This is a genomic window from Micromonospora sp. NPDC002411 (genome assembly GCF_053592955.1).
Genome location: NZ_JBSFBM010000036.1, coordinates 13,578 through 30,004 on the forward strand (window position 1 = coordinate 13,578; position 16,427 = coordinate 30,004).

The 16,427-nt window shown below is 69.0% G+C and carries 13 protein-coding genes, 3 tRNA genes and 3 pseudogenes; all 19 read right to left on the reverse strand.

Annotated elements, in window-relative coordinates; all coding sequences use genetic code 11:
- Positions 1 to 32 precede the first annotated feature (32 nt).
- Complete coding sequence (locus tag ACWCO3_RS07290; protein ID WP_244311869.1) at positions 33 to 464, reverse strand: hypothetical protein; 432 nt, start codon at positions 462 to 464, stop codon at positions 33 to 35.
- A gap of 239 nt (positions 465 to 703) precedes the next feature.
- Positions 704 to 1,470: pseudogene (locus ACWCO3_RS07295) on the reverse strand (response regulator).
- A pseudogene (locus tag ACWCO3_RS07300) lies at positions 1,449 to 2,216 on the reverse strand (sensor histidine kinase); the annotation flags it as partial. The pseudogenes ACWCO3_RS07295 and ACWCO3_RS07300, both read right to left, overlap by 22 nt.
- Before the next feature lie 8 nt (positions 2,217 to 2,224).
- A pseudogene (gene rpoC / locus ACWCO3_RS07305) lies at positions 2,225 to 4,807 on the reverse strand (DNA-directed RNA polymerase subunit beta'); the annotation flags it as partial.
- A gap of 80 nt (positions 4,808 to 4,887) precedes the next feature.
- Positions 4,888 to 8,319, reverse strand: coding sequence for a DNA-directed RNA polymerase subunit beta (rpoB, locus tag ACWCO3_RS07310; protein WP_145778892.1), 3,432 nt, complete (start codon positions 8,317 to 8,319; stop codon positions 4,888 to 4,890).
- A 569-nt stretch (positions 8,320 to 8,888) separates the two neighbouring features.
- Positions 8,889 to 9,278, reverse strand: coding sequence for a 50S ribosomal protein L7/L12 (gene rplL, locus ACWCO3_RS07315; protein ID WP_354888649.1), 390 nt, complete (start codon positions 9,276 to 9,278; stop codon positions 8,889 to 8,891).
- 55 nt (positions 9,279 to 9,333) lie between these two features.
- Positions 9,334 to 9,879 (reverse strand): 50S ribosomal protein L10, encoded by a 546-nt coding sequence (rplJ, locus tag ACWCO3_RS07320; protein WP_145778890.1) that lies wholly within the window; start codon positions 9,877 to 9,879, stop codon positions 9,334 to 9,336.
- A gap of 340 nt (positions 9,880 to 10,219) precedes the next feature.
- Positions 10,220 to 10,909: a hypothetical protein gene (locus ACWCO3_RS07325; RefSeq protein ID WP_145778889.1), complete on the reverse strand. Its 690-nt coding sequence runs from the start codon at positions 10,907 to 10,909 to the stop codon at positions 10,220 to 10,222.
- On the reverse strand, positions 10,906 to 11,796 hold the full coding sequence (locus ACWCO3_RS07330; RefSeq protein ID WP_450008973.1) for an ABC transporter ATP-binding protein: 891 nt from the start codon (positions 11,794 to 11,796) through the stop codon (positions 10,906 to 10,908). The genes ACWCO3_RS07325 and ACWCO3_RS07330 overlap by 4 nt, the downstream gene beginning before the upstream one ends.
- A gap of 80 nt (positions 11,797 to 11,876) precedes the next feature.
- Positions 11,877 to 12,593, reverse strand: a complete 717-nt coding sequence (gene rplA, locus ACWCO3_RS07335) for a 50S ribosomal protein L1 (protein ID WP_145778887.1) — start codon at positions 12,591 to 12,593, stop codon at positions 11,877 to 11,879.
- Between the two features lie 78 nt (positions 12,594 to 12,671).
- On the reverse strand, positions 12,672 to 13,103 hold the full coding sequence (gene rplK / locus ACWCO3_RS07340; protein ID WP_145778886.1) for a 50S ribosomal protein L11: 432 nt from the start codon (positions 13,101 to 13,103) through the stop codon (positions 12,672 to 12,674).
- Between the two features lie 186 nt (positions 13,104 to 13,289).
- On the reverse strand, positions 13,290 to 14,012 hold the full coding sequence (gene nusG, locus ACWCO3_RS07345) for a transcription termination/antitermination protein NusG (protein ID WP_088987561.1): 723 nt from the start codon (positions 14,010 to 14,012) through the stop codon (positions 13,290 to 13,292).
- Positions 14,013 to 14,051: 39 nt separating this feature from the next.
- Positions 14,052 to 14,444 (reverse strand): preprotein translocase subunit SecE, encoded by a 393-nt coding sequence (secE, locus tag ACWCO3_RS07350; protein ID WP_145778885.1) that lies wholly within the window; start codon positions 14,442 to 14,444, stop codon positions 14,052 to 14,054.
- A 214-nt stretch (positions 14,445 to 14,658) separates the two neighbouring features.
- Positions 14,659 to 14,731: transfer RNA gene (locus tag ACWCO3_RS07355), tRNA-Trp, on the reverse strand.
- Between the two features lie 129 nt (positions 14,732 to 14,860).
- Complete coding sequence (locus ACWCO3_RS07360) at positions 14,861 to 15,253, reverse strand: MaoC family dehydratase (protein WP_358076837.1); 393 nt, start codon at positions 15,251 to 15,253, stop codon at positions 14,861 to 14,863.
- A 1-nt stretch (position 15,254) separates the two neighbouring features.
- On the reverse strand, positions 15,255 to 15,701 hold the full coding sequence (locus tag ACWCO3_RS07365; protein ID WP_145778883.1) for a MaoC family dehydratase N-terminal domain-containing protein: 447 nt from the start codon (positions 15,699 to 15,701) through the stop codon (positions 15,255 to 15,257).
- A gap of 124 nt (positions 15,702 to 15,825) precedes the next feature.
- Positions 15,826 to 15,993, reverse strand: coding sequence for a 50S ribosomal protein L33 (rpmG, locus tag ACWCO3_RS07370; protein ID WP_007073056.1), 168 nt, complete (start codon positions 15,991 to 15,993; stop codon positions 15,826 to 15,828).
- 132 nt (positions 15,994 to 16,125) lie between these two features.
- A tRNA-Met gene (locus ACWCO3_RS07375) sits at positions 16,126 to 16,198 on the reverse strand.
- 24 nt (positions 16,199 to 16,222) lie between these two features.
- Positions 16,223 to 16,295 (reverse strand) — tRNA-Thr (locus ACWCO3_RS07380).
- Positions 16,296 to 16,427 lie beyond the last annotated feature (132 nt).

The window sequence follows — 16,427 nt, forward strand, 5'->3', positions numbered from 1 at the left end:
GCCCCGGGTCTGCGGGCGGAGGGGTAGCGCGCTCAGCTCGCCCGGGGCCAGCGCGGCGCGGTGACGGGGGCAGTCACCGGCCGGCCAGCAGCGGTGGGTCGTACACCCGGTGGCACGGCCCGCGCGGCCTGCTGCCGCGCCGGCAACCCGCCGGTACGCCCGGCCGGGGCCGGGTATCCGGTGGTCGCCGGCCGGGCCCCGGCGGTACGCGCCGGGGACGGCCCGGTCGCCGTGAACGGGAAGGGTACGTGCACGAACGGGTTGCCGTGCCGGATCAACGCCTCGATCTGCCGTTCGTTGAGCCCGTGCGCCTCCAACACGCGCCGCCCCCAGCGGTGCAGGCGGCACGGGTAGGAGGCACCGTCGTTGCGGCACAGCGGCCCGGTGGGCCACTCCTCGGCGGTGTGCACGACCACCGCCCGGACCGCGAGCCGAACATCCTCCGGGGTCAGTGGTGCCGGCATTGGCACCTCACCCAGTACCTGGTCGATGGGATCCGTCGACTGCTCACCAACTCGCACGGCAGGCCTCCCGCAGCTCGGCAGCGGTACGGCGGACTCACCGCACCGACATCCTCGGCCATTGGTACGGGAGACGTCGGACGAAAGTTCATTCCGGTACCGAATCGGATTCCTTGATGTCGGGGCATCTCCACGGCGGGACACCGCGACTTCAACGAAGCCGAGTCGACCAACCGGCTGCGTCAGACGATGCCGGCGTCGTGGACGAGCAGGGCCACCTGGACCCGGTTGTTGAGGTCCAGCCGGGTCAACAGCCGAGAGACGTACGCCTTGACCGTCGCCACACTCATGAACAGCTCCCCGGCGATCTCCGCGTTGGTGTGACCCCGCCCCAACGCGACAGCCACCTGCCGCTCCCGCTCGCTGAGCCCGGCGAGCAACCGCACCGCCCGCTCCCTGCGCGGGTCGGGCCCGACCGCACCGGGGACAGCGGCGGTCACGTGCGCGATCAGCGTCCGGGTGACCGTCGGGGAGAGCGTCGCCTCACCGGCCGCGACCCGGCGTACGGCGTGCACGATCTCCGCCGGCGGGGTGTCCTTGAGCAGGAAGCCGGCCGCACCCGCGCGCAGCGCCCGCAGCACCTGCTCGTCGGCGTCGAACGTGGTGAGCACCAGCACCTCCGGCGGGTGTGGCTGGGCGCGCAGCGCCTCGGTGGCGGTCAGCCCGTCCACCCGCGGCATCCGGATGTCCATCAGCACCACGTCCGGGGCGTACGCGGCGACGGCTGCGGGCACCTCACCACCATCGGCCGCCTCACCGACCACTGTCAGGTCCGGCAGACCGCCGAGGATCATCGAGAGCCCGGCCCGGACCAGCGCGTCGTCGTCCACGATCAGCACGCGCACCGACGGCACGACCGACTCCGGCCCCGCCGCACCAGAAGGGGAGGGCACGGTCACCGCAGGCCGGCCGGGACGGGCACGCCGGTCACGCCGGCCACGGCAGCCACGCCGCCAACCGGAAGTCGCCGCTGTCGTCCCGACCGTAGGCGAGCCGGCCACCGGCCAGGGTGACCCGTTCGCTGATGCCGACCAGGCCGGTGCCCGCACCCGGCAGGGTGCCGCCGGCCGGTGCGCCGACCGGCCACCGGTTGCCGATCGCCACGGTCAGGCCGTCGCCCGGCCCGCCTGCCACGTCCACGGTCACCGCCGCGCCGGCCGCGTGTTTGCGGGCGTTGGTCAATCCCTCCTGCACGATCCGGTACGCGGCCCGGCCCAGCGCCGCCGGCACCTTCTCCGCCTCGGCGACGGTGTCGCTGACGTTGACCCGTACCCCGGCCGACCGCGACTCGGCGATCAGGGCCGGCAGGTCGGCGAGGGTCGGCTGGGGCGGCTCCGGGGCGTCGTCGCCGCCGTCCTCCGCCCGGAGCACCCCGATGACCTCGCGCAGGTCCTGAAGGGCGGCGTGGGCGCTGCCCCGGATAACCCCGGCGGCGCGGGCCACCTCGTCGGCCGGCGCGTCCGGGCGGAACTCCAGCGCACCGGCGTGCAGGCTGAGCAGCGAGATCCGGTGGGCCAGCACGTCGTGCATCTCCCGGGCGATCCGGGTGCGTTCGAGGTGGCGGGCCTGGGCGACCCGGAGTTGCTGCTCCGCCTCGGCCCGTTCGGCCCGCTCGCGCAGCGACACGATCAACTGCCGCCGGGCCCGGACGAACATCCCCCAGGCCAGCACGGCCAGGGTGATCACCACACCCCAGGTGACGGGTCGGCGGTCCGCAGCGCGGTGTCGGCGAGACCCTTACGGGCACCGTGCGTGGAGATGAAGTACTCCAGCACGGACAGACCCTCCCGGTAGCTGGCCTTGATCGGCCGCGGGATGATCTCGCCCTTCGGGTTGGCCACCAGACCACGGATCGCCGCGATCTGCCGGAGCTGGAGCAGGTTACCGCGGGCACCCGAGTTGATCATCTTCCACAGCGGGTTCTCCTGCGGCAGCGCGGTGTCCATCTCCTTGGCGACCTCGTTGGTCGCCTTGGTCCAGATCTCGATGAGTTCGCCGCGACGCTCCTCGGCGGTCATCAGACCACGCTGGTACTGCTTGTCGATCCGGTCGGCTTCCTTCTCGTACTTCGCCAGGATCTCCGCCTTGCGCGGCGGAGCGATGACGTCCTCCATGCCGATCGTCACGCCGGACCAGGTGGCCCAGTGGAAACCGGCCTCCTTGAGCCCGTCCAGGGTGGCGGCCAGGGCCACCTTGGGGAAGCGCTCGGCGAGGTCGTTGACGATCGCGGAGAGCTGACCCTTGCGGATCTCGTAGTTCACGAAGCGGTAGCCCTGCGGCAGCGTCTCGTTGAACAGCACCCGACCCAGGGTCGTCTCGACGGTCAGCGGGTCACCCTCGACCCAGCCCTCCGGGGCGGTCCACGCCTCGGCGCCAGCGCCGTTGTCGACACCGATAACGCCACGCAGGCGGATCCGCACCGGCGCCTGCAGGTGCAGCTCGCTGTTGTCGAAGGCCATCCGCGCCTCGGCGTCCGAGCTGAACGCCCGGCCCTCGCCCTTCTCACCGGCGGTGAGGTGGGTGAGGTGGTACAGACCGATGACCATGTCCTGGGTAGGCATGGTGACCGGCTTACCGTCGGCCGGCTTGAGGATGTTGTTCGACGACAGCATCAGGATCCGCGCCTCGGCCTGAGCCTCGGCGGACAGCGGCACGTGCACCGCCATCTGGTCACCGTCGAAGTCGGCGTTGAACGCGGTGCAGACCAGCGGGTGGATCTGGATCGCCTTGCCCTCGACCAGCTGCGGCTCGAAGGCCTGGATGCCCAGGCGGTGCAGGGTCGGTGCACGGTTGAGCAGCACCGGGTGCTCGCCGATGACCTCTTCCAGCACGTCCCACACGACCGGGCGCTGACGCTCGACCATCCGCTTGGCGGACTTGATGTTCTGTGCGTGGTTGAGGTCGACCAGCCGCTTCATCACGAACGGCTTGAACAGCTCCAGCGCCATCTGCTTGGGCAGACCGCACTGGTGCAGCTTGAGCTTCGGGCCGACCACGATGACCGAACGGCCGGAGTAGTCGACGCGCTTGCCCAGCAGGTTCTGGCGGAACCGGCCCTGCTTGCCCTTCAGCATGTCGGACAGCGACTTGAGCGGGCGGTTACCCGGGCCGGTGACCGGCCGGCCGCGACGGCCGTTGTCGAACAGCGCGTCGACGGCCTCCTGGAGCATCCGCTTCTCGTTGTTGACGATGATCTCGGGAGCACCGAGGTCGATCAGCCGCTTGAGGCGGTTGTTCCGGTTGATCACGCGGCGGTACAGGTCGTTCAGGTCGGAGGTCGCGAAGCGGCCACCGTCGAGCTGCACCATCGGGCGCAGGTCCGGCGGGATGACCGGGACGCAGTCCAGCACCATGCCGAGCGGCGAGTTGCGGGTGTTCAGGAACGCCGCGACGACCTTGAGCCGCTTGAGCGCCCGGATCTTCCGCTGGCCCTTGCCGGACCGGATGGTCTCCCGCAGGCTCTCGGCCTCGGCGTCGAGGTCCATGTTCTGGACCAACGCCTTGATCGCCTCGGCGCCCATGGAACCGGTGAAGTACTCACCGAACCGGTCGCGCAGCTCGCGGTAGAGCAGCTCGTCGGTGACCAGCTGCTTCGGCTCCAGCTTGCGGAAGGTGTCCAGCACCTCGTCCAGGCGGTCGATCTCGCGCTGGGCCCGGTCGCGGATCTGGCGCATCTCGCGCTCTCCGCCCTCCTTGACCTTGCGCCGGACGTCCGCCTTGGCACCCTCGGCCTCCAGCTCGGCCAGGTCGGCCTCGAGCTTGGCGGCCCGCTTCTCGATCTCCGAGTCGCGGCTGTTCTCGGACTGCCGCTTCTCGGCCAGGATCTCGTTCTCGATCGTCGAGAGGTCACGGTGACGCGACTCCGCGTCCACGCTCGTCACGACGTACGAGGCGAAGTAGATGATCTTCTCGAGGTCCTTGGGGGCGAGGTCCAGCAGGTAGCCCAGCCGGCTCGGAACGCCCTTGAAGTACCAGATGTGGGTCACCGGAGCGGCGAGCTCGATGTGCCCCATCCGCTCACGGCGGACCTTGGAGCGAGTCACCTCGACGCCGCAGCGCTCACAGATGATGCCCTTGAACCGGACCCGCTTGTACTTACCGCAGTAGCACTCCCAGTCCCGCTGCGGACCGAAGATCTTCTCGCAGAAGAGCCCGTCCTTTTCCGGCTTCAGGGTGCGGTAGTTGATCGTCTCAGGCTTCTTGACCTCGCCGTGCGACCACTGACGGATGTCGTCGGCGGTGGCGAGACCAATGCGCAGCTCGTCGAAGAAGTTGACGTCGAGCACTATGTCCCCTATGTCGTCGTCTGTACTGCTAATTCTCGGGTGAGGTCGGGGGCCGGCGAACCGGCCCCCGACCGCTCACCTCAGACCTCTTCGACCGAGCTCGGCTCGCGCCGGGACAGGTCGATGCCCAGCTCCTCAGCGGCCCGGAACACCTCGTCGTCGGTCTCGCGCATTTCCAGGGCCACACCGTCGCTGGACAGCACCTCAACGTTGAGGCACAGCGACTGCAGCTCCTTGAGCAGCACCTTGAACGACTCCGGGATGCCCGGCTCCGGGATGTTCTCGCCCTTGACGATGGCCTCGTAGACCTTCACCCGGCCGAGCACGTCGTCGGACTTGATCGTGAGCAGCTCCTGCAGGGCGTAGGCAGCGCCGTACGCCTGCATCGCCCAGCACTCCATCTCACCGAAACGCTGACCACCGAACTGCGCCTTACCACCCAGCGGCTGCTGCGTGATCATCGAGTACGGGCCGGTCGACCGAGCGTGGATCTTGTCGTCGACCAGGTGGTTGAGCTTCAGGATGTAGACGTAACCGACCGCGATCGGGTCCGGCAGAGGCTCGCCGGAACGACCATCGAAGAGCTGCGCCTTGCCGGTACGACCGATCAGCTGCTTGCCGTCCCGGTTGGGCAGGGTCGACTCGAGCAGACCGGAGATCTCCTCCTCGCGGGCACCGTCGAAGACCGGGGTGGCCACGTTGGTGTCGCCCTCGGACTCGTGCGCGTCGATCGAGCGGAGCTGGCGCTTCCACTCGGCGTCGTCGCCCTCGACCTTCCAACCGGTCTTGGCGACCCAACCGAGGTGGGTCTCCAGCACCTGGCCGATGTTCATCCGGCTCGGCACACCGAGCGGGTTGAGCACGATGTCAACCGGGGTGCCGTCCTCGAGGAACGGCATGTCCTCGACCGGCAGGATCTTCGAGATGACGCCCTTGTTGCCGTGCCGGCCGGCGAGCTTGTCGCCGTCCTGGATCTTGCGCTTCTGGGCGACGTAGACCCGGACCAGCTCGTTGACACCCGGCGGCAACTCGTCGCCGTCCTCGCGGGAGAACGTGCGCACACCGATGACCGTGCCGGTCTCGCCGTGCGGCACCTTCAGCGAGGTGTCCCGAACCTCACGCGCCTTCTCACCGAAGATCGCGCGGAGCAGGCGCTCCTCCGGGGTCAGCTCGGTCTCACCCTTGGGCGTGACCTTGCCGACCAGGATGTCACCGGGGACGACCTCGGCGCCGATCCGGATGATGCCGCGCTCGTCGAGGTCGGCGAGCATTTCCTCGCTGACGTTCGGGATGTCGCGGGTGATCTCCTCCGGGCCGAGCTTGGTGTCCCGAGCGTCGACCTCGTGCTCCTCGATGTGGATCGAGGTGAGCACGTCCTGCTGCACGAGGCGCTGCGACAGGATGATCGCGTCCTCGTAGTTGTGGCCCTCCCAGCACATGAACGCCACCAGCAGGTTGCGTCCGAGTGCCATCTCGCCCTCGTCGGTGCACGGACCGTCGGCGATGACCTGACCGGCCTCGACGCGGTCGCCCTCGAAGACGACCGGCTTCTGGTTGACGCAGGAGCCGGCGTTGGAGCGGCGGAACTTGTGCAGCAGGTACGTCCGGCGGTGGCCGTCATCCTGGTGGATGGTGACGTAGTCGGCGCAGAGGTCCTCGATCACACCGCCGACCTCGGCGACCACCACGTCGCCAGCGTCGACCGCGGCACGGTACTCCATGCCCGTACCCACGAGCGGCGCCTCGGCCTTGACCAGCGGCACCGCCTGGCGCTGCATGTTCGCGCCCATCAGTGCCCGGTTGGCGTCGTCGTGCTCGAGGAACGGGATCATGGCGGTCGCGACCGAGGTCATCTGCCGGGGCGAGACGTCCATGTAGTCGACGGCACCGGGGACGACGTCCTCGGTCTCGCCGCCCTTACGACGGCAGAGCACCCGGTCCTCGGCGAACGTGCCGTCAGCCTTCAGGCGCGCGTTGGCCTGGGCCTTGACGAACCGGTCCTCCTCGTCCGCGGTCAGGTAGTCGATCTGGTCGGTGACCCGGCCCTCGACGACCTTCCGGTACGGCGTCTCGATGAAGCCGAACGGGTTGACCCGGGCGAAGGTGGACAGCGCGCCGATCAGGCCGATGTTCGGGCCTTCCGGCGTCTCGATCGGGCACATCCGGCCGTAGTGGGACGGGTGCACGTCGCGGACCTCGAAGCCGGCCCGCTCCCGGGACAGACCACCCGGGCCGAGCGCGCTCAGCCGACGCCGGTGGGTCAGGCCCGCCAGCGGGTTGGTCTGGTCCATGAACTGGGACAGCTGCGACGTCCCGAAGAACTCCTTGATCGCCGCCACCACCGGGCGGATGTTGATCAGGGTCTGCGGGGTGATCGCCTCGACGTCCTGCGTGGTCATCCGCTCGCGGACGACCCGCTCCATGCGGGACAGGCCGACCCGAACCTGGTTCTGGATCAGCTCACCCACGGTGCGCAGGCGACGGTTGCCGAAGTGGTCGATGTCGTCGGCCTCGTAGCCCTCCTCACCGGCGTGCAGCCGGCAGAGGTATTCCACGGTGGCGACGATGTCGTCCTCGGTCAGCGTGCCCGTGGTGATCGGCACGTCGACTTCGAGCTTCTTGTTGAACTTGTAGCGCCCGACCTTGGCGACGTCGTACCTCTTCGGGTTGAAGAAGAGGTTGTCGAGCAGGGTCTGGGCGTTCTCGCGCGTCGGCGGCTCGCCAGGGCGCAGCTTGCGGTAGATGTCGAGCAGAGCCTCGTCGGCGCCGGCGATGTGGTCCTTCTCGAGCGTGGTCATCATCAGCTCGGACCAGCCGAACTTCTCACGAATGCGCTCGGCCGACCATCCGATGGCCTTGAGCAGGACCGTGACGGCCTGCCGACGCTTACGGTCGATGCGTACGCCGACCGTGTCGCGCTTGTCGATGTCGAACTCCAGCCAGGCACCCCGACTCGGGATGACCTTGACGCTGGAGAGGTCGCGGTCGGAGGTCTTGTCCGGCTGCTTGTCGAAATACACGCCCGGAGACCGGACGAGCTGGCTGACCACGACGCGCTCGGTGCCGTTGATGACGAAGGTGCCCTTGGGCGTCATCATCGGGAAGTCACCCATGAACACCGTCTGGCTCTTGATCTCGCCAGTGGTGTTGTTGGTGAACTCCGCGGTCACGAAGAGCGGAGCGCAGTAGGTCAGGTCCTTCTCCTTGCACTCCTCGATCGAGGCCTTGACCTCGTCGAAGCGCGGCGCCGAGAAGGAAAGTGACATGGTGCCGGAGAAGTCCTCAATGGGACTGATCTCTTCAAGGATCTCCGCGAGACCCGAGCGTGCGTGCGGGTCGTCCGCCGACCGGCCCTGCCAAGCCTCGTTGCCGACGAGCCAGTCGAAGGACTCGTTCTGAATGGCAAGGAGGTTGGGGACCTCGAGGTGTTCGGTGATCCTGCCGAATGAAACTCGGCGGGGAGCGAATGCGCTCGACGTACGACTGGTCTTCGCAGGGCGGGAAGCTGCCAAGATGCGTCCTTCCGAGGACCGGTGCTGCAGAACGGCTGGTACGCGTGCACTCCAATGACCCCACCAGAATTATCCGTAAACGGACATTTCCGAGCAGGGGTCAAGTCGGAAGGCAGCGCAAACTAGCAGTGTAGCCGAGAGGCTAACCGCTGTCCAGCCCACCCCGCAGGTCGTTTGCGGAACGCGCCTCGGCCCCCGTCAACCGGGGTCTGCCGGGCCGCTCAGAACGCAACTCCCCACTGGGCCGCTCGGGTGACCGCGACCGATGGTGCCGTCGCTGTCATACCCACATCGTGGCCGTCGCAAGCGCGGTGTCTTGCTGGTGTCAGCGTGCCTGGCAGGCCGGTGCCGCGTCAAGGGCCGGTATCCGGGTCGCTACTTCTTTCCTCCTGGAGGGCGACCCGCCGCGCCCGTCGGGATCCAGGACGCCGGTCGTCGGAGCCCAGCTCAGAGCCGGTCCGCGCCGGATCCACCAACACGGCGGGCGGCGATCCGTGTCGGATCACCGCCCGCCGTGACGCGATTCGTGTCCCGGCTCACGAGCCGGGTACGCGCTGGTGGAGCTCAGGTCACTTGAGGGTGACCTTGGCGCCCTCACCCTCGAGCTTGGCCTTCGCCTTCTCGGCGGTCTCCTTGTTGACCTTCTCCAGGATGGCCTTCGGCGCGGACTCGACCGCGTCCTTGGCCTCCTTGAGGCCCAGGCCGGTCAGCTCACGCACGACCTTGATGACCTGGATCTTCTTGCCACCGTCGGCGTCGAGGATGACGTCGAACTCGTCCTTCTCCTCCTCGGCCGGGGCGGCAGCGGCACCGCCGGCACCGCCGGCCGCGGCAACCGCGACCGGAGCGGCAGCGGTGACCTCGAAGGTGGTCTCGAACTGCTTCACGAACTCAGAGAGCTCGATCAGCGTCATCTCCTTGAACGCGTCGAGCAGCTCGTCGGTGCTGAGCTTCGCCATGTCTGGCGTCCTTTCCTAATGCTGATAAGTAAGAACTGGTGCGCCGTGGAAGCCCTCAGGCCGCCTCGGCGCCCTCCTTCTCGCGCTTGTCCTGCAGGGCAGCCGCCAGACGGGCGGTCTTCGACAGCGGGGCCTGGAACAGGGCCGCGGCCTTGCTCAGGTTGCCCTTCATCGCGCCGGCCAGCTTGGCCAGCAGCACCTCGCGGGACTCCAGGTCGGCGAGCTTCGTGACCTCGGCCGCGGAAATGGCCTTGCCCTCGAAGACACCGCCCTTGATGACGAGCTTCGGGTTGGCCTTCGCGAAGTCGCGAAGACCCTTCGCCGCCTCGACGACGTCGCCCGAAACGAAAGTCAGCGCGGTAGGACCGGTGAACAGCTCGTCGAGGCCGGTGATGCCCGCGTCCGTCGCAGCACGCTTCGCCAGCGTGTTCTTAGCGACCATGTAGCTGGTCTCGGCGCCGAGCGAGCGCCGAAGCTGGGTGAGCTGGGAAACCGTCAGACCGCGGTACTCGGTCAGCACGGTGGCGCCCGAGCTGCGGAAGCTCTCGGTCAGCTCAGCGACGGCCGTGGCCTTGTCGGCACGAATCGGCTTGTCCGCCATGTCCCTCCTCTCTCGTTACTCGAGGCTGGTCCCGTCACGGCCGAAGCCGGAACGGGAGCGGAGGCGACGCGACAACGAAAAAGCCCCGGCGCAGGGCGCACGGGGCGAGGGCCGGCGGATCGTCACGGTCGGCGGACCATGCTCACTGCCGAGTTACGCTTGCCGCCCTGCGCGGGTCGCCCGGTGTCGCGGGACCTTCGACCGTGCCGAAGCACGGTGACCAGCGGTCTCTGGGTGGTTCGACATCCATGAGAACACGGATGACTGTTGAAGACTACGCGCCCAGGTCACCAGCACCAAATCGCGCCAGGTGAGCCACGTCACCGACACCGACGCGGGGTCAGCCCTGGGCCCGCCGCCGCCACAGGTAGCCGCCGACGACCGCGGCGCTCCAGGCCAACGCCCACATGGTCAGCCCCAGCAGGCTGAGCGCGGCGGCGTCGCCTCCGGTGGCCCTGGCGGCGGCCATGATCGGCGGTGCCAGCCAGGGAGCCACCGAGCCGCTCAGGCCGAGCACCACCGCGCCGACACCGCCGAGGGCGAGCACCGCGACGCCGTACCCGGCACCGCCCACCGACGCCCGGCTGGCCAGAGCACCGAGGGCAACCGCAGCGGGTACGGCGACCAGGTGCGCCCACAGCCCCAGCGCGAGCCCGACCGGGATCGACCGGTCCCCCGGCTCGACCGGGCCGGAGACCCCGCCGACCAACCACGGGAACAGCAGCCCGACGCCCACCGTCACCAGCGCTGCCACGCTGGCCGCGAGGAGACCGGCCAACCGCTCGCGGGACACCCCGACCGCCACCTGTGCCAGCCGGCGCTGCACGTCCGGCTCCACGTCCAGGAGGATCTTGGTCTGCCAGGCGATGACAGGGAAGAGGACCACGGCCGAGACGCCGTACGCCTCCGCCGGCTGGGCACGACCGCCGCCGTAGAGGATGCCGAGCGTGACGAGGCCGGCGAGCAGCGGCGCGATCGCGCGGCCGGTCCGCAGGAAACCCGCCAGCCGCATCCGGATCAGGGCGTTCACCGGGCCTCCCCCGCCGCCGGCTCGACCACCGCGTCGGTCGCGTCCGGTTGCTCCGCTGTCGATTCCCCGACCACCTGCGACGGCGGCTCGGCGGGTCGGGCGGCACCAGCCTCCGGAAGAGGCTCGGTGGGTCGCGCCGGTGGCGCGGCGGTGGGGGCGTCGACGCGTACCCGCAGAATGTGATGCCCATCGGCGCGCAACCGGGCGACGGTGCCGGCGGCCCGCGCGGCCGGCACCGCGACCTCGACCACCGCGAGCGTCTCGTCCGCCGCGGACGTCTCCTCGGTCAGCGAGCCGTCGGCCACCAGCCAGCGGCGCGCGGACGGCAACCGGACCGTTTCGCCCCGGTGGTCACTGACCAGAACGGACCCCTCGGCGGCGAGCACCTCGTCGATCAGCTCGGGCACCAGCTCGCGGGTGGCGGCGTCCAGCCCCTCCCACGGTTCGTCGAGCACCAGCAGGCCGGGAGGGCACAACATCGCCTGGGCCAGGCCCACCTTCTGCGCGGTGCCCTTCGACAGCTCCGGCAGACGGACCGAGCGGAAGGCGGACAGCCCGAGCCGGTCGATCCAGGAGGCCACCGCCTCGTCGGCCGCCGCCCTGCCCAACCCGGCCACCCGGGCCATCCCGGTCAGGTAGCGGGCCACTGTGAACGGCTGGTCGGCCGGAAAACGCTCCGGCACCCAGCCCACCCGGGCGGGTCGGTCGGTGACCCGGCCGCGGCCCGGCCGGAGCACCCCGGCCGCCACCTGAAGCAGCGTGGACTTGCCTACCCCGTTGCGGCCCAGCACGACCGCCACCTCGCCCGGACCGATCCGCACGTCGACGCCCCGCAGCACCCACGGCCCCCGCCGGTGGTACCGCAACCAGACGTTCTCCAGTCGCATGGCGTCGAGCCTGCCACACCATGAACGCGCCGGGGCGCCGCCACAGTCGTGACGGCGCCCCGGCGGAGCGAACTGTCGGCTCAGGCCTCGGCCGAGTCCTCACGGAGGTTCTTCACCAGGTTCGGGTCGACCGGGACACCCGGGCCCATCGTGGTGGTGAGGATGACCTTGCGGAGGTACTTGCCCTTGGCCGCGGACGGCTTGGCACGCAGCACCTCGTCGAGCACCGCGGCGTAGTTGTCCACCAGCTGGTTCTCCGTGAAGGAGGCCTTGCCGATGATCAGGTGCAGGTTGGAGTGCTTGTCCACCCGGAAGGTGATCTTGCCGCCCTTGATGTCCTGCACCGCCTTGGTGACGTCCATGGTCACCGTGCCGGTCTTCGGGTTCGGCATGAGGCCGCGCGGGCCCAGGATCCGCGCGATCCGGCCGATCTTGGCCATCTGGTCCGGCGTGGCGATCGCCGCGTCGAAGTCGAGCCAACCGCCCTGGATCCGGGCGACCAGCTCGTCGGTGCCCACCTCGTCGGCACCCGCCGCGGCGGCCTCTTCGGCCTTCGCGCCACTGGCGAACACGATCACGCGGGCGGTCTTACCGGTGCCGTGCGGCAGGTTGACCGTGCCGCGGACCATCTGGTCCGCCTTGCGGGGGTCGACGCCGAGGCGCATGGCGACCTCGACCGTGGCGTCGAACTTGACGTTGGTGGTCTCCTTGGCCAGCTTCACGGCCTCAGAGGGGGTGTAGAGCTTCGACCGGTCGATGACGTCGGCGGCCTTGCGGTAGCTCTTGCTGCGCTGCATTGCTGATTACTCCTGTGGTCTCTGGCGGGCCGCTCGGCGCGGGCCCTCCCACGGTCGGGTCGACGGCCTGGGCCGACGTCAGTCGTTGACGGTGATGCCCATCGACCGGGCGGTGCCGGCGATGATCTTCTCGGCCTGCTCGATGTCGTTGGCGTTGAGGTCGGCCATCTTCTTCTCGGCGATCTCACGCAGCTGGGCGCGGCTGACCGAGCCGACCTTCTCGGACTGCGGAACACCCGAGCCCTTCTGCACACCGGCGGCCTTGATCAGCAGCCGGGCGGCGGGCGGGGTCTTCAGCACGAACGTGAAGGACCGGTCCTCGTAGACGCTGATCTCGGCGGGGACGATGTCGCCCCGCTGGGACTCGGTCTGCGAGTTGTAGGACTTGCAGAACTCCATGATGTTCACGCCGTGCTGGCCGAGCGCGGGGCCGACCGGCGGGGCCGGCGTGGCCTGGCCCGCCGGCAGCTGAAGCGTGAACGTCTTGACGAGCTTCTTCTTCGGAGGCATGTCACTTCCTGGGGCTTGGAGCTGGGAAAATGCGGCTGTCGCCGCCCTCGGAGCGCGCACGGTCAGCGCGGTGCGACAGCGGCGACATTCAAGAGTAGCGCAGGCCGCAGCCCACTCGTCCGCCGAGGTCGAGCGGGAGGACTACGCCGACGTCGGCGGCGGGCCGAGCCCGCCGCCGACGACCAGTCAGATCTTGGCGACCTGGTTGAAGTTGAGCTCCACCGGGGTCTCGCGACCGAAGATCGAAACCAGCACCTTGAGCTTCTGCTGGTCTGCGTTGATCTCGCTGATCGTGGCCGGCAGCGACGCGAAGGCGCCGTCGGTGACGGTGACGGAGTCGCCGACCTCGAAGTCGAGGACCTTGATCTCCGGCTTCGCCTTCTTCTGCTCGGTCTCGACGGCCGGTGCCAGCCACTTCAGCACCTCGTCGAGGGAGAGCGGGGCTGGCCGGTCGGCCCGGTCGGTCGCGCCGACGAAGCCGGTCACACCCGGGGTGTTCCGGACACACGAGTAGGACTCGGCGGTCAGCTCCATCCGGACCAGGATGTAGCCCGGGAAGACCTTGGCCTGGATCTGGGAACGCTTACCGTTCTTGACCTCGACCTCTTCCCGGGTCGGCACCTCGACCTGGTAGATGAAGTCCTCCATGTCGAGGCTCGTGATCCGGGTCTCGAGGTTGGTCTTCACCTTGTTCTCGTAGCCGGCGTACGAATGCACCACGTACCAGTCACCAGGCGCGTAACGCAGCTTCTGCCTCAGCTCGGCGACAGCGTCGTAATCCTCGTCCGGTGCGGGCTCGGTCGTTGGGAACTCCGGCTCGCTGGCGGCCTCAACCGACTCGTCACCAGCCGCCGTCGCGACCGTGGACTGCTCGTCCACCGGTCCGGCGGTCTCGTCGTACTCAGGCACGCTCGCTCACTTCCGTCACTATCGGCTGGAGGCAGCCGGTCAGTCCGAGTTGCCGAAGACAAACAGCACGACCTTGGCGAAGCCGTAGTCCAGCACGCCGACGATCGTCAGCATCACCGCGACGAACGTCACCACCACGGCGGTGTAGGTCAGCAACTCCTTGCGGGTCGGCCAGATGACCTTACGCAGTTCGGCTACGACCTCGCGGAAGAACCGGGCGATGCGGCCGAACACGCCCACCCGACCCGTTTCCGACCGGGTGGCCGGCCGGCTGTCCGCCGACTCCGCCCGTGCACGCGACCGCGTGGCGGTGCCGCCCCGGGAAACCGGCTCGTCCGCGCCGGTGGCGTCGTCGTCGGCTACGTCGTCGACGATCTCGTCATCCAGACGATCGTCGCCGGCGTCCTCGCCGTGCCGCTTATTGTCGGCCACTTCGCCCTCCGTCGCGGAATCTCGGGTCGCACGCCGAGCGGCGTACGCGGCGCTGGTCACGCCGGCCGGGCCCAACCGTCCCGCGACGGGCCGCGGCCGGTGGATCATCCGGAGGGCCCCGATTGCCTCGGAACCACCCCGCCGATGCCACCACCACGGGCCGGACGCCGCCATGGTGGCGGCGCGACCCACGGGAACGGTCAGGCCTGAGGCGCAGGGGTGACAGGACTTGAACCTGCAGCCTGCGGTTTTGGAGACCGCTGCTCTGCCAATTGAGCTACACCCCTATGTGGCAACACTCGCCCCACGCGGTCACAGACGACCGAGCAGGGGTCACTTGCCCCACGGCGGACCAGTGTACGGGTAGCCCCCCGACTTTCCCAACCGGTCTCCTCGCCACGCGTGGCGAGGAGGGTTCAGCGTGCCGTACGGATGGTTGCCCGGGCCTGCGAGAGCACCTTCTCGCCCAGGCAGGTCGCAGTCACGTCGAGGCGGGTCAGGCCGTCCTCGGTGACGTCACGGACCCGTGCGGTCACCTCGATCTCGGTGCCCTGGTCGTCGTCGGGCACCGCCACCGGTCGGGTGAAACGGACGCCGTACTCGACCACCGCGTCCGGTGCCCCCGCCCACTCGGTGACCGCCCGGCCGACCAGCGCCATGGTGAACATGCCATGGGCGATCACCCCGGGCAGACCAACCTTGGTGGCGACCCGGTCACTCCAGTGGATCGGGTTGAAGTCACCCGAGGCGCCGGCGTACTGCACCAGGTCGGCGCGGGTCACCCGGAACGTCTTGGCTGGAAACTCCATCTCAGGCCTCCCCGCGAATGACGTACCTGGCCCAAACGGCGACCACCGGTTCCCCGCCGACGGTGCTCACGTCGGTGCGCGTGGTCAGGAAGCCGTGCCCACCCCGGGTGCTGACGTCCTCGATCGTGTTGGTGCAGACCAGCTCGTCGCCCGCGACCACCGGCCGGGTGTACGCGAACCGCTGGTCGCCGTGCACCAGGCGGCTGTAGTCGACGCCCAGGTCCGGGTCCTCGATGATCTGACGGCTCGCGGCCATCGTGACGATCACCGGAAAGGTCGGCGGGGCCACCACGTCGCCGTGCCCCAGCGCCCGCGCGGCCTCCGGGTCGTGATGAGCCGGGTCCGTGGCACCGATGGCGCTGGCGAACTCACGGATCTTTTCTCGGCCCACCTGGTAGGGGGCGGTCGGCGGATAGGTCCGGCCGACGAAGGAAGGGTCCAGAGGCATGCCGCGAACCTACACGGAAAGCACAATCGCCGATCTGATCGGCAGGCGGCAGCGGAGCCGCGCCAGACCGGTCAGATCGGCGATTGGAAAGCTTCGACAGCGGCCGGCGCGAAGCCGGCAGCTATCAGCGGGTCTCGCGGTGGACCGTGTGCCGACCGTCACGCGGGCAGAACTTCTTCAGCTCGATGCGGTCGGGGTCGTTACGCCGGTTCTTGCGCGTGATGTAGTTGCGCTCCTTGCACTCCACACACGCCAAAGTGATCTTCGGCCGGACATCGGTAGCCTTCGCCACGGCGGAGTGCCTTCCTCGCTAACGGAAACAACTACGACGCGCCAGCCTAGACGCTGACAGCGCGGACATGCAAAGTGGGCGCCAGAAGCGCCCATTCTTACGACCACCGGCAACGAGCCCGGAAGACGAGAGTAGCGGTGGCCGGACTTGAACCGGCGACACAGCGATTATGAGCCGCTTGCTCTACCATCTGAGCTACACCGCTGCGATGGGTCCAGCTGAACCCTCGAGCCCCCTTACGGAATCGAACCGTAGACCTTCTCCTTACCATGGAGACGCTCTGCCGACTGAGCTAAGGGGGCCTGCGCGATCTCCCCGTGGGGCGCGCAGGAGTAAGAGTACACGGCCCGGCTCGACAGGTGAAATCGGATCCCCGGTGATCGTCCGCGCCCTGGTCAGGGCACGACTCGGAGGCGCGGAAGCTCCCCGTCGGC